Source organism: Aquitalea aquatica (assembly GCF_013911085.1).
GTDB classification, from domain to species: Bacteria; Pseudomonadota; Gammaproteobacteria; order Burkholderiales; family Chromobacteriaceae; genus Aquitalea; species Aquitalea aquatica.
The window spans coordinates 308,605-320,929 of sequence record NZ_JACERN010000042.1 but is presented as its reverse complement, the minus strand read 5'-3'; the positions used below and the strand labels follow the sequence as shown (position 1 = coordinate 320,929).

General features: G+C 58.5%; 10 protein-coding genes. 5 read left to right on the top strand and 5 right to left on the bottom strand.

Annotated features, from left to right (window positions below):
- Window positions 1–26 precede the first annotated feature (26 nt).
- Both H2Z84_RS19100 and H2Z84_RS19095 read right to left on the bottom strand, forming a co-directional pair.
- Window positions 27–1,127: an anhydro-N-acetylmuramic acid kinase gene (locus tag H2Z84_RS19100; protein ID WP_181837364.1), complete on the bottom strand. Its 1,101-nt coding sequence runs from the start codon at window positions 1,125–1,127 to the stop codon at window positions 27–29.
- 17 nt (window positions 1,128–1,144) lie between these two features.
- A complete protein-coding gene (locus H2Z84_RS19095; protein ID WP_181837363.1) occupies window positions 1,145–2,479 on the bottom strand; it encodes a M23 family metallopeptidase in 1,335 nt (444 codons plus the stop codon).
- Between the two features lie 190 nt (window positions 2,480–2,669).
- Here H2Z84_RS19095 and H2Z84_RS19090 point away from each other — a divergent pair, with 190 nt between their 5' ends.
- Together H2Z84_RS19090 and recJ are read left to right on the top strand one after the other, a co-directional pair.
- Window positions 2,670–3,683 carry a hypothetical protein gene (locus H2Z84_RS19090; protein WP_181837362.1) on the top strand — a complete coding sequence of 338 codons (1,014 nt, stop codon included), beginning with the start codon at window positions 2,670–2,672 and terminating at the stop codon, window positions 3,681–3,683.
- Window positions 3,684–3,690: 7 nt separating this feature from the next.
- Window positions 3,691–5,382, top strand: coding sequence for a single-stranded-DNA-specific exonuclease RecJ (gene recJ, locus H2Z84_RS19085; protein WP_181837361.1), 1,692 nt, complete (start codon window positions 3,691–3,693; stop codon window positions 5,380–5,382).
- Window positions 5,383–5,392: 10 nt separating this feature from the next.
- On the opposite strand, the gene H2Z84_RS19080 is transcribed toward recJ, so the two are convergent.
- Both H2Z84_RS19080 and gdhA read right to left on the bottom strand, forming a co-directional pair.
- Entirely contained in the window at window positions 5,393–6,103 is a 711-nt protein-coding gene (locus tag H2Z84_RS19080; protein ID WP_181837360.1) for a hypothetical protein, read from the bottom strand.
- An 88-nt stretch (window positions 6,104–6,191) separates the two neighbouring features.
- Window positions 6,192–7,529 (bottom strand): NADP-specific glutamate dehydrogenase, encoded by a 1,338-nt coding sequence (gdhA, locus tag H2Z84_RS19075; protein WP_181837359.1) that lies wholly within the window; start codon window positions 7,527–7,529, stop codon window positions 6,192–6,194.
- A gap of 288 nt (window positions 7,530–7,817) precedes the next feature.
- On the opposite strand from gdhA, the gene H2Z84_RS19070 reads away from it, so the two are divergent.
- Together H2Z84_RS19070 and H2Z84_RS19065 are read left to right on the top strand one after the other, a co-directional pair.
- Window positions 7,818–9,299 (top strand): DNA recombination protein RmuC, encoded by a 1,482-nt coding sequence (locus H2Z84_RS19070; RefSeq protein WP_181837358.1) that lies wholly within the window; start codon window positions 7,818–7,820, stop codon window positions 9,297–9,299.
- A gap of 154 nt (window positions 9,300–9,453) precedes the next feature.
- Window positions 9,454–9,708, top strand: coding sequence for a hypothetical protein (locus tag H2Z84_RS19065; RefSeq protein WP_124641025.1), 255 nt, complete (start codon window positions 9,454–9,456; stop codon window positions 9,706–9,708).
- 76 nt (window positions 9,709–9,784) lie between these two features.
- Here the strand turns inward: H2Z84_RS19065 and H2Z84_RS19060 are convergent, their stop codons facing one another.
- Window positions 9,785–10,837 carry an NADP(H)-dependent aldo-keto reductase gene (locus tag H2Z84_RS19060; RefSeq protein ID WP_181837357.1) on the bottom strand — a complete coding sequence of 351 codons (1,053 nt, stop codon included), beginning with the start codon at window positions 10,835–10,837 and terminating at the stop codon, window positions 9,785–9,787.
- Between the two features lie 289 nt (window positions 10,838–11,126).
- Here H2Z84_RS19060 and H2Z84_RS19055 point away from each other — a divergent pair, with 289 nt between their 5' ends.
- Complete coding sequence (locus H2Z84_RS19055; RefSeq protein WP_181837356.1) at window positions 11,127–11,564, top strand: hypothetical protein; 438 nt, start codon at window positions 11,127–11,129, stop codon at window positions 11,562–11,564.
- The last annotated feature ends 761 nt before the right edge of the window (window positions 11,565–12,325 follow it).

Below are 12,325 nucleotides of genomic sequence, written 5' to 3'. Positions count from 1 at the left end.
GTCAGGCGACCGGGCGGTGCTCCGGCTCAGCGTGGATAGAGAGCACCGAGCACCCGCAGTCCGCTGGCGCCGGTAACGTCCGGCAGATTGGCGGACTGCCGCTGACAAAAACACCAGGCCAGCCAGGCGAAGGCGGCGGCTTCTACCTGATGTACCGGCAAACCCAGTTCGGCGGTGCTGCTGATGAGCAGCTCTGGCAGCTGCTGCTGCAGGGCCTGCATTAGCGCGCCATTAAGTGCACCACCGCCACAAACATAGACGCTGCGGGTATCCGGGCAGTGACGGCTAATGGCGTCGGCAATGCTGTGGGCGGTCAGTTGCAACAGGGTCTGCTGCACATCGACCGCTGGAATGTCTGGTTGCCGGACCAGCTGCGCTTCCAGCCAAGCCAGATCGAACAGGTCACGCCCGGTACTTTTGGGCGGTGGCAAGCGGAAAAATGGTTCACTCAGCATCTGCTGCAATAGCGGCGCATGCAGCTGGCCGCTGGCGGCCCAGTCGCCATTGGCATCAAAACCGGCACCGGTGCGACGTTGGCACCAGGCGTCCAGCAGCATATTACCCGGACCGCAATCGAAGCCGATAACAGCTGCACCACTGGCCAGACGGGTCAGATTGCTGATGCCGCCAATATTCAGGATGACGCGATTTTCTGTCTCACTGGCAAAAACATGCTGATGGAAGGCCGGCACCAGCGGTGCACCATGGCCACCGGCTGCCACATCGCGGCTGCGGAAATCACCGATGACGTCGATGCCGGACAGCTCGGCCAGTAGCGCATGATTGCCGATCTGCAGCGTATAGCCTGCATGCGGGGCGTGGCGGATGGTCTGGCCGTGACAGCCTATGGCCGTAATGGCCGAGGGCGGGAGCCGCTGTTCGGCCAGTAGTTGCGCAACCACTTCGGCATATAGCCGGGCCAGCTCATTTCCTAGCCGTGCGGCACGATCCAGTTCGTTTGGCCCGACCGGTTGTAATTGAAGCACCTGCTGGCGGATTTCCAGCGGGAAGGCCAGAAAGCTGTCGGCTTCGACACGAGGACGGCCTTGTGCATCCATGCTCAGCAAAACTGCGTCCACGCCATCAAGGCTGGTGCCGGACATCAGTCCGATATAGCGTTCCGTCATCTGCTTCGGTCTTTCCATCAATCCAGTTGTGCGATCGTTCCCGGCGTGTCGCGCAATAGCGCCAGCTTGTCGGTCAGCTGGCTGCTGAGCTTGGCAAAGGCCTGGCGCTGTCCGGCAGCCAGGCCGGGGGCGGGCAGGGCGGCGGTGGCGGGGTCGACTGCCTGGCCATTGAGTTTCACCTCAAAGTGCAGATGCGGCCCGGTAACGCGCCCGGTGCTGCCAACATAGCCCAGCAGATCGCCGGCCTTGACCGGCTTGCCCGCCTTCACGCCGGGGGCAAAACGCTGCATGTGCGCATACAGCGTGCTCAACTTGGCATTATGTCTCAGGGTGATGACTTTGCCATAGCCATTCTGCGTTTCTGCGGCACTGATCACACCATCGGCCGGCGCAACAATGGGCGTACCCGGTGCGGCGGCATAATCCACCCCCTGATGCATGCGCAAGGAATGCAATACCGGATGATAGCGGGTGCCAAAGCCCGAGCTGATACGGTAATGGGCTACCGGCTGCTGGCTGAAGCCTTTTTTGACCGGTCGCCCAGCTGTATCGTAATAGGCGCCGCTTTCACTATCATGGGCAAAGTAAAAGGCGCGATGCCACTGACCGCCACGACTGATTTCTGCTGCCAGGATATTGCCATTGGCAATGGGGCTGCCGTTGTAGATCAGGCTTTCGAAGACCAGTTGAATGCTGTCGCCGGGCTGCAAGCTGTCCAGTGAGAACTGGTCGGCAAAAATGTCCGCCAGTTGTGCCATCACCTCACGCGGCACACCCGCCGCTTGCAACTCGCGCGCAGCACTGCGGCGGACGGTGATGGAGCGCAGGCTGTCCATGCTCTCGGTTGTCAGCGGGTCGGCGCTGGCCTGCCACTGATCGCCCTGCTTGGCGATGGCTACCAGCACTTTTTCGCCGTTTTCGTCATCATTGAGAAAACGCAGGGCGTACAGCTCACCCTCATCACTGGTTTCTACGGCGAGGGTGGCACCGGTGTTCAGCTTGAGCAGGTCGCGCGACAGCGGGCTGGAATAAAGAAAGCGCCGCGCTTCGCTATCGCGCACGCCCAGCCGGTTCAGTACGCGGGCAATGGTGTCGCCACGATTCACTGTTTCATTGCGCCAGTAGCGCGCCCCATTGCTTGGCGGAGTAAAGGCCGGCAAGGCCAGCTTTTCGGTCACCATGCGCTGGCGCACTTCGGCGGCAGCCGTCTGCGGGTCACCCGGCGCCACGGCAAAGGCGGTGACCATGCCGAACAAGGGCAGGCTGGCAGCCAGCCCCAGCCAGCTCAGGTGGTGATTGATCAGACGACGAGTACAATTTTGCGGGAACTGCAGCAGTTTGCGATAATTCATCTTTTGGTGGACGCCATGCGTGCTTCCGGGAAAATACAAGGTTTGTGAAAAGTGGCATTGCGCCCGACCCACTTGGGTGAGGCTGGTTGTCATAAGTTCCGAAAACCATCCATTCAATGAAGGACTTGGCCTCGCTGCCGAGTGCTGTGCGGACAAGAAACTTGCCCGCCACCTGCCCGTACCTCAATCAATGAAGCTGACACTGCTGATGCCCGGCCTGAGCTGGCTGGATGCCCATGACGGGGCCGAAGTTTGCCGTGGACTGGCGCTGCCTGCCCTGTCCACCCTGCTGGGGCGGGGAAGCCGGCAAACCGTACCAAGCACCTTGAGCCAGCTCTATCAGCAGCCACTTGGCACGCCCGCCGAAAGCATTGCCTGCCAGCTGGCACGCCGTGCCGGACTGGCTGCCGGCCACTGGCTGCTGGCTGATCCGGTGCATGTGCGTATCGACCGTGACCGCGCTTTGCTGGCCGACGTCGGGGTGATGACCCTCGCCCAGCACGAGGCCGATGCACTGCTGCTCAGCCTGAATCAGCACTTTGCCGAGGACGGCCTGCAATTTCATGCGCCACAACCGGGGCGCTGGTTGCTGCAACTGCCGGATGCCAGCCGCGCCACATTTACCCCGCTACCAGACGCCGTGGGTGAAAACGTCAACGAGCATCTGCCTGCCGGCGAGCGTGGCCTGCACTGGAGCCGCCTGCTCAACGAAATGCAGATGCTGCTGTATATCCACCCGCTGAATGATGAACGCGAAGCGCGCGGCGAGTTGCCAGTGAATAGCGTCTGGCTGTGGGGCGATGCCGTCGAGGCAGGACCGGGTAGCGCAGTGGAGCGGCCGGATCTTGTTCTGGCCGATGATGAGCTGCTGCAACTGCAGGCGACGGCAGCCGGGTTGCCCTGTGACGCAGCCCCTTATGCTTGTGATGGCCTGCTGGCAGCTGCTGGCAAGAGTGAACATGTGCTGCTGGTACAAGATGCCTTGCTGGCCGCAGCACAGTACCGCGACGCCTGGGGCTGGCGCGAACAACTGCAGCGCATGGAACAGGACTGGTTTGCTCCCTTGCTGCAGCTATTGAAACAGGGGCAGCTGCAGCAGCTACGCTTGCTGTGCCATGGCCCGGCTGGTTTCGAACTAACCATTTCCCGCCACGCGCTGTGGAAATTCTGGCAGCGGCCACAAGCGCTGGCCGCCGTGTACTGAGAACACTATGTCGCACATTGTTACCCGCAGTGTCTCCGCAGACTCGCATTCCACCCTGGTTGCCCAGGGGCTGAGTCCGCTGATGGCCCGTCTGTATGCCGCCCGTGGCATTGCCGGCTGCGAGGAGCTGGACTACGCCCTCAAGGCCTTGCTGCCTTATCAGCAGATGAAGAACATCCAGGCCATGGCTCAGCGCCTGGCCGATGCCATCTCAAGTGGCCAGCGCATGCTGGTGGTGGCCGATTACGATGCCGATGGCGCAACCGCCTGCTCGGTTGCGGTAAAGGGCTTGTCCATGCTGGGCGGCAAGGTGGACTTTATCGTCCCCAACCGCTTTGAATACGGCTATGGCCTGACGCCGGAAATTGTCGAGCTGGCAGCGCAAAGCCAGCCGGACATCATTATTACCGTGGACAACGGCATTGCCAGCGTGGCCGGGGTAGAGCGGGCACGCGAGCTGGGCATCGAAGTATTGATTACCGACCATCACCTGCCGGGCGACACTTTGCCGCAGGCGCTGATCGTCAACCCCAATCAGCCCGGCTGCGATTTTCCGTCCAAGAATCTGGCCGGGGTGGGGGTGATGTTTTATGTGCTGATGGCCTTGCGTGCCGAGCAACGCCAGCGCGGGGTATATGCCGGCAAGACCGAGCCGAATCTGGGCGAATTGCTGGACTATGTGGCACTGGGCACGGTGGCCGATGTGGTCAGGCTGGATCAGAACAACCGCATCCTGGTGGAGAACGGCCTGCGCCGCATGCGCGCCGGACGCATGGCACCGGGCATTGCTGCACTGTTTCGCATTGCCGGCCGGGCCCACTACAAGGCCAATACCTTTGATTTGGGCTTTACCCTTGGGCCACGGCTGAATGCCGCGGGGCGGCTGGATGATATGAGCCTGGGCATTGCCTGCCTGCTGTCTGGCAATGAAAGCCAAGCCATGACGCTGGCGCAGGAGCTGGACCGGCTCAATCGCGAGCGCCGGGTGATTGAGCACGGCATGCAGGACGAGGCGCTGGCGGTGCTGGCCAGCTTTGATCCGGCTGACCGCTACACGCTCACCCTATACCGCGACGACTGGCATCAAGGGGTGGTCGGCATTGTGGCCTCACGGCTGAAAGAGCGTTTTCATCGACCATCCATCGTATTCGCCCCCGGCGACGAAGGGGAAATCAAGGGCTCCGGCCGCTCCATTCCCGGTTTTCATTTGCGCGATGCGCTGGATCTGGTCTACAAACGCCATCCGGGCCTGATCCTGAAATTCGGTGGCCATGCCATGGCGGCGGGCATGACGCTGGCCGAGGCGCGCTTTGGCGAATTCCAGCAGGCTTTCGAACAGGTGGCACGCGAGCTGCTGGATGAAAACCAGCTGACCCGCACCATCGAGACCGATGGCGGGCTGGATGCGCGTGAATTGCACCTGCCCTTTGCCGAAGAACTGGCAGCCGAAGTATGGGGGCAGGGCTTTCCGGTCCCGTATTTTTACGACCGCTTTGCCGTGATGAGCCAGCGCGTGGTGGGCGACAAGCATCTGAAGTTGCGCATTGCCAAGCAGGGCCAGGAATTCGACGCCATGCTGTTCAATCAGGTGGACTGGTTGCCGGACAATATCAATGCCGTCTATCAGCTGGTGGCCAATGAATGGCAGGGTCGCAAAGAGTTGCAGATCTACCTGCAGCACTGGGCGGCGGCAGAATAAACCGGCATCACTATTGGTAGAGCGGCTGGCCGATGGCCAACTGGTCGTGATCGCGATAGCGGCTGCCCGGGCCCAGCGACCAGGCCCAGCCAGCCAGGCTGCCATCCGGCAAGGTGTAGAGCCGGATAGTGCCACGCCCGATGCCCGCTTGCTGGCTGCCATCCTCGCGGTAGCGTGTATCGCCTTTCCAGTGGGCGCCAGACGAATCGATTACCTCCACCGCCCACTGCAGGGTGCCTTCGATTTGTGGTTTTTGTGACGGGTTCAATGGCTGCGGCATAGCGTTGATGATCATCACATGCCCGGTGTCTTTTTCATTCTGATACTTGGCGGCAAAGATATCGCCAGGCCGCACTTGCGCTATCACCTCGCGCCGGACAAATCCCTCGCCACTGGAAATTGCCTCGAAGTAGTTTTCCGCCTTGGGGTAGCCCTTCCAGTGGCCATGCTGCACGGCTGTCAGTGCCTGGCTATTGACGCGCTCGAACAGGGCGTCGATCAGGCCGCTACAGTCTGTCTTGACTTCCGGCTCAGTAACGCTGCCAAACAATCCAAAGTCACCCTTCCAGCGCACCCAGCCATTGTGCTGATAACTATTGCGCGCCGGACTGACTTCCTCCAGCAGTTGGCGCGCCAGTTGCAGGTGAGGCGGGATGTCATCGGCAACAGCCAATGGCGTATACAGGACAGGCAGAGTCAGCAGCAAAAGCAGGGAACGCATGGCATAAATTGGACAGGGATCATGACAGTGCATTATCACTGCAGGCCAGATCTGCGGCCAGCGGCATATGGCCACCGACCGCCCGGTGCTACAGCACGCCTTGCGCCAGCATGGCATCCGCCACTTTGACAAAACCGGCGATATTGGCACCGCGCACATAGCTGTGGCGACCATCCGGCCCACGACCATGAATCAGGCAAGCCTGATGAATGCCCTGCATGATGGAGTGCAGGCGTGCGTCCACTTCGCCATGGCTCCAATTCAGCCGAGCGGCATTCTGGCTCATTTCCAGGCCAGATGTGGCCACACCGCCCGCATTGCTGGCCTTGCCCGGGGCATACAGTACGTCGGCTTCCTCGAACAGGCGCACCGCCTCCAGTGTGGAAGGCATATTCGCTCCCTCGGCCACGCAGCACACGCCATTGGCAATCAGTTGGCGCGCATCGTTTTCGTGCAGCTCATTCTGGGTAGCGCAGGGCAGCGCTACATCCACCGGCACCCCCCAGGGGCGAATACCCACGTGAAACGGCAGCCCCAACCGGGCCGCATAATCGCTGACGCGGCCATATAAATGGTTTTTCACTTCCATCAGCTCGGCCAGCTTTTCCGGGGTAAAGCCAGCTTCATCAATCACCGTGCCACTGGAGTCGGAAACCGTCAGCACCTTGGCGCCCAGCTCCATGGCTTTGAGCACGGCGTATTGCGCCACATTGCCAGAGCCGGACACGCTGATACGCAAACCCTCCAGCGACAGGCCACGCGTTTGCAGCATTTCCTGTGCGAAATAGACGGTGCCAAACCCGGTGGCTTCCGGCCGCATCAGCGAACCGCCATAACTCAGTCCCTTGCCGGTAAACACGCAGTCGGCGCGATTATTCAGTTTCTTCACCATGCCCGCCATATAACCGATTTCGCGGCCACCGACACCAATATCGCCGGCCGGCACATCGGTATCGGCACCGATATGGCGTTGCAGTTCGCTGGCAAATGCCTGGCAGAAGCGCATCACTTCGCCTGGGCTCTTGCCCTTTGGGTCGAAGTCGGCACCCCCTTTCGCACCACCCATTGGCAGGGTGGTTAGCGCATTTTTCAGGGTTTGCTCAAACACCAGAAACTTCAGTACCGAGAGATTGACCGAGGGGTGAAAACGGATGCCACCCTTGTAAGGCCCAATGGCCATGCTGTGCTGGACACGATAGCCGCGATTGATCTGCACCCGGCCGTGGTCGTCGGTCCAACAGACGCGGAACATTACGATGCGCTCGGGCTCGATCAGCCGCTCCAGCAGGGATTGCTCGGTATAGCGTGGATGCTGCTGCAAAAACGGTTCCAGGCTGGCAATGACCTCGCTTACCGCTTGCAAGTATTCTGGTTGATCTGGATTGACTGCCTGGATGTGCTGCAAAAGTGGCTGAAGACTGGACATGTGAGGACCTTGCGGGCTGAAGGGAATCAAAAAGCAGGGGCGGCTTAGCCGCGTTGCCGGCGCGGAAGGTATTGTGTGCCAAAGCACTGACCTTGTTGGCTGACCGGGTTACAGGTCAGGAAGTTTCCATGGTCATAAATGAATGCGGAAGAAGGGCGCGGGAACGGACGCACAGCTTCCCGGAAAAAAGTCCCCACAGCACAATGCAGCAACACCGCGGGTGAATTGGTACGAAATCAAATTATCCGCTATGCTTGCCGTCAGACTGACAGGCTGCAGGATGAACCGATGATTGAGTTGGCACTGGGTATATTACTGGGCACGGCAAGCGGCCTGCTGCTGGCGCGTTACCAACTACAGCGCCGTCAACAGCTGGAGTTGCAGCAATGGCTGCAGCGCGAAGCCACCTTGCAGGCTCAGTTGCAGGCTGCGCAGGACAATTGCGCACAGTCGGTGCTGCGCGAAGGTAAGCTGCAGCAGGAGCTGGCCAGTCTGCGGCAGCAGTTGAACGAAGCACAGCAACAAACCGCAGCGCACTGGGCCAGCCGGCAGGAGCAAACCAAGCAACTGGAGCAGTTGCGTAGCGAGTGGCAGCAACAGCAGCAACAATTGCGCCAGCATGCCGATGAACTGATGCGACTGGGTGGCCGGGAACAAGAGCTGCAAACCATGCTGCAACAGGAAAAACAGCAATCCGCCGAAAAGCTGGCCTTGCTCAGCGAAGCACGCGAAACGCTCAGCAACCAGTTCAAGTCGCTGGCCAGCGATATTCTCGAAGAAAAATCCAAACGCTTTACCGAGCAGAACCAGCAAAACATCGGCGCCATGCTAGGGCCGCTACACGAGCGCATCCAGGGTTTTGGCAAGCTGGTGCAAGACACCTATGACAAGGATTCCAAAGAACGGCTGACGCTAGAGAACGAACTGCGCCGTCTGCAGGAATTGAATACCAGGTTGAATCACGACGCGGTGGCATTGACCCAGGCCTTGACGGGAGCCAGCAACAAGACCCAGGGCGGCTGGGGCGAAATGGTGCTGGAAAAGGTGCTGGAAACCTCTGGCCTTACTCGTGATCGAGAATACCGGGTACAGGTGTCGGATGTCGTGAAAACGGAAGATGGCCATAAACGCTACCAGCCCGATGTGGTGATCGACCTGCCGGAAGGCAAGCAGCTGGTGGTGGACTCCAAGGTCAGCCTCAATGCCTATGTGCGCTATGTTGCCAGTGATGACGAGTCAGTCCGCGAGCAAGAACTGAAGCTGCATGTGGCGGCCATTCGCCAGCATATTCGCAGCTTGTCGGAAAAACGTTATCAGGATCTGTACCACCTCAATACCGTTGATTTCGTTTTCATGTTCATCCCGGTCGAGCCAGCCTATCTGCTGGCCGTGCAGCATGACATGAGCTTGTTCAACGAGGCTTTCGAGCGGCGCATCATGATTGTTGGCCCCAGCACGCTACTGGCTACCCTGCGTACCGTGGCCAGCATCTGGCGCTATGAATACCAGAACCAGAATGCTCAGGAGATTGCCCGGCAAAGCGGTGCCATGTACGACAAGCTGGCCGGCTTCGTCGGCAATATGGAAAAACTCGGCAAACAGCTGGATAGTACCCGCGACACATTTGGCGATGCCATGAAGCAACTCTCCAGCGGGCGCGGCAACTTGCTGTCCAGTGCAGAAAGGCTGCGCAAGATGGGCATCAAACCCAACAAGCAGCTGCCCGGCCACTTGCTGGGCGATGCAGCCGGGGAGGGCGACGATGACTGAAAAGTCTCAATGGGCGGTCGTCACGCAAACTTCAGGCGCAGCATTTTGTCCCAGACGGGGATGAACAATTCCGTGCAAATGGTAAGATAGCGCCCAGCGAAACATGAAGCAGGGTCGCAGCCTTGCGGCCCGCATTGATAACAGGAGTAACAGTATGGTGTTCTTCAAGATCCCGATGCGCAATTCCAGCGAATGGGAAAAAATGTACGACTTCATCGTGGTGGAAATGAAATCCGCCGACGAACTGGATGACGTGCTGTCCGCCACCCTGTACGACGTGTTCGGTGAATTCGACGACGAACAGCCGGAACACTGGCAGCCGCAACAGCTTACACTGGAACAGGCCTTGGCTTCCGGCTGGCCGATTTTCAGCTATGCCCTGTATCAGCGCGAAAAAGACATCGAGTAAGCCTGACAGGCATGTCTACCCAAGAAAAAGCCCTGATTAATCAGGGCTTTTTTATATCTGCCGATAAATCATGAACTCAAGGGCAGGGGTTGGGCATACGGCTGTGAATGGCTTCCAATTCCAGCACCAGGGCCTCATCCAGTGTCAAATGAATACTATCCAGATTTTCCTGCAATTGGGGCAGGGTGGTTGCACCAATAATGTTACTGGTCACGAAAGGACGGCTATTAACGAAAGCCAGCGCCATCTGGGCCGGGCTCAGGCCGTGGCGTTGTGCCAGATCGACATAAGCCTGCGCAGCCAAAGCCGCGCCTTCGCTGCTATAGCGGGTAAAGCGCTCGAACAATGTCAGGCGTGCCGCAGCAGGCCGCGCACCATTCAGGTATTTGCCGGACAACACACCGAAAGCCAGCGGTGAATAAGCCAGCAGGCCAATATTTTCCCGCCGACTGAACTCGGACAGGCCGATTTCAAATAGTCGATTGAGCAGACTGTAAGGATTCTGAATGCTGACCACGCGTGGCAGATCCAGATTTTCCGAGGCCTTCAGGAACTGTGCCAGTCCCCAGGGCGTTTCATTGGACAGGCCGATGGCGCGAATTTTACCCGCATCGACAAACTCCTTGAGAATGGCCAGCGTTTCCTCGATGGGCGTGCTGCCATCTGGATCATCCTGCCAGGGAAAACCAAGCGTACCAAAGGTATTGGCAGTTCTATCTGGCCAGTGCAGCTGGTAAAGATCCAGATAATCGGTTTGCAGGCGGCGCAGGCTGTCATCCAGCGCCTGAGTCAGGTTCTTGCGATCAAAGTGCGGCTTGCCATCGCGAAAGTGGCTTGGTCGCTTGGGGTCAGTTGCCGGACCAACCGCCTTGCTGGCCAAAACAATACGCTCACGCAGACCGGATTTTTTCAGCCAGCTACCGATATAGCTCTCGGTCAAACCCTGGGTTTCAGGTCGCGGTGGCACCGGATACATTTCGGCAGCATCAATCAGGTTTACGCCATGTTCCAGTGCCAGGTCGATCTGACTGTGCGCTTCGGCTTCGGTATTCTGCTCACCCCAGGTCATGGTGCCCAGAGCGATCACGCTGACCGAGACATCGGTGTCGCCCAACTTGCGGTATTGCATGATGCTTGTCTTTCAATGCGGTGGTTTAAGCTAGCTATGGTAGCGGCCAGCCAGTCGGGTGAGAAGACATATATGACCATTGCAAGCACATGGTTTGTGCTGTGCTCCCTGACTTACATTTGTTCGCATAATATATATTATGTCAAATCAAGCAAAGACTCAGAAAGAACAGGATACGTAGAAATACTATGTCGCCTAGGTGCGACACTTTGCAGCCATTTACGGTCTAAGTTATCCGAACATCATACCAAGCCCCGCCCCGTGTGGGGCTTTGCTTTTTGCAATTGCCATGCTGAAACGACTCAACCCGCGAACCAATTTTGACTGTGACGCAATGGAGCTTGCCAAGCTAATGTTCAGTGCAGACGACAACAAGAGCGCCCGAGACTTGGGCGTAACTGTCGACGAATGGATGCAATGGAAAACAGGTGCAGAGCCGGTGCCCAAGGCGATATGGCTTTGCCTGAAACAGCAAAAGCAGCTAGAGGAACTAAAACCCTTGCAGGGCTTTTCACTCACAGGAAATCGGCTAGATTCCCCCTGGGGACCGATGCTCACAGACGAGATTTTACGACTGCCAGAATATCGCAAAGCTGCCCGACTAGCCGAAAAGCAAGCCGACTTGATCGAAAGACTCATGATGGAACGTGATTTTTATCGTGATAACCTAGACAGGCAAGCCCGATTCGGGCTGATGGTGAATAACATTTTCAAGGGCGATGGATGACGCTTAAGAACTGGGCATTGCTGCTGATAGCCCTTATTTTCCTGACCTATCTAAACTGGACGGGGCGAGCTATCGTCATCAGCGGAACAGTGTTTTTGTCATGGCGGAGCGAGCCGAAATGGGCATGGTGGCCCATTCATTTCTCGACAATTTACATTGGCATCATGGCTGCTAGCTTTATACGAGCCAACTGGTATTAGACGGGGCAGCCTGCCCCGTATTCCCCGGCACCTGCTCGGTGTGAGTACCGTTCCGTGTCGCCGGGTGGTGCCTTCGGCAACCGTCAGGGCAATGCCGGAGGCATTGCAATGCAGTCTGCAAAAAGGAAGCGTGGTGACCACTCGCCATCCTTTACACACGCGCGCGGCCCGGCTCCATTGAATCATCCGATATACCGTAGTCCCCAGTCGATTCTTGCACCAGGTAGACGCAAACCCATCCCGCATCAATCTGTACGTCCGCTTGTTTCATCAGTCCAGGGCGCCACCCCAAAACGCGCACCTTGACCACAACCAGCGGCCAAAGGGGTGGGCTGCAGCAAATGCGCCCTCCCCCGTCTGCAAAAAACCGACGCCGCACGTCGCTGACCTGGCCACACCTTGAAGGGCCGTGGATATGTGGAAAACCCGTCAGCAGGAGCTGGTGACGGGGGTGCACAACCTGATGGACAAGGAGAGAGACAACTTGCCCACAAGTTGCACACGCCCCGCCAACAGCCCCTGCAAGCGCGACGGGTTTACCACATACCCACCGCATCAAGT

Coding starts and splice junctions, on each gene's coding strand:
- H2Z84_RS19100 (WP_181837364.1), bottom strand. CDS start 1,127: ATGACGGAACGCTATATCGGACTGATGTCCGGCACCAGCCTTGATGGC.
- H2Z84_RS19095 (WP_181837363.1), bottom strand. CDS start 2,479: ATGAATTATCGCAAACTGCTGCAGTTCCCGCAAAATTGTACTCGTCGT.
- H2Z84_RS19090 (WP_181837362.1), top strand. CDS start 2,670: ATGAAGCTGACACTGCTGATGCCCGGCCTGAGCTGGCTGGATGCCCAT.
- recJ (WP_181837361.1), top strand. CDS start 3,691: ATGTCGCACATTGTTACCCGCAGTGTCTCCGCAGACTCGCATTCCACC.
- H2Z84_RS19080 (WP_181837360.1), bottom strand. CDS start 6,103: ATGCGTTCCCTGCTTTTGCTGCTGACTCTGCCTGTCCTGTATACGCCA.
- gdhA (WP_181837359.1), bottom strand. CDS start 7,529: ATGTCCAGTCTTCAGCCACTTTTGCAGCACATCCAGGCAGTCAATCCA.
- H2Z84_RS19070 (WP_181837358.1), top strand. CDS start 7,818: ATGATTGAGTTGGCACTGGGTATATTACTGGGCACGGCAAGCGGCCTG.
- H2Z84_RS19065 (WP_124641025.1), top strand. CDS start 9,454: ATGGTGTTCTTCAAGATCCCGATGCGCAATTCCAGCGAATGGGAAAAA.
- H2Z84_RS19060 (WP_181837357.1), bottom strand. CDS start 10,837: ATGCAATACCGCAAGTTGGGCGACACCGATGTCTCGGTCAGCGTGATC.
- H2Z84_RS19055 (WP_181837356.1), top strand. CDS start 11,127: ATGCTGAAACGACTCAACCCGCGAACCAATTTTGACTGTGACGCAATG.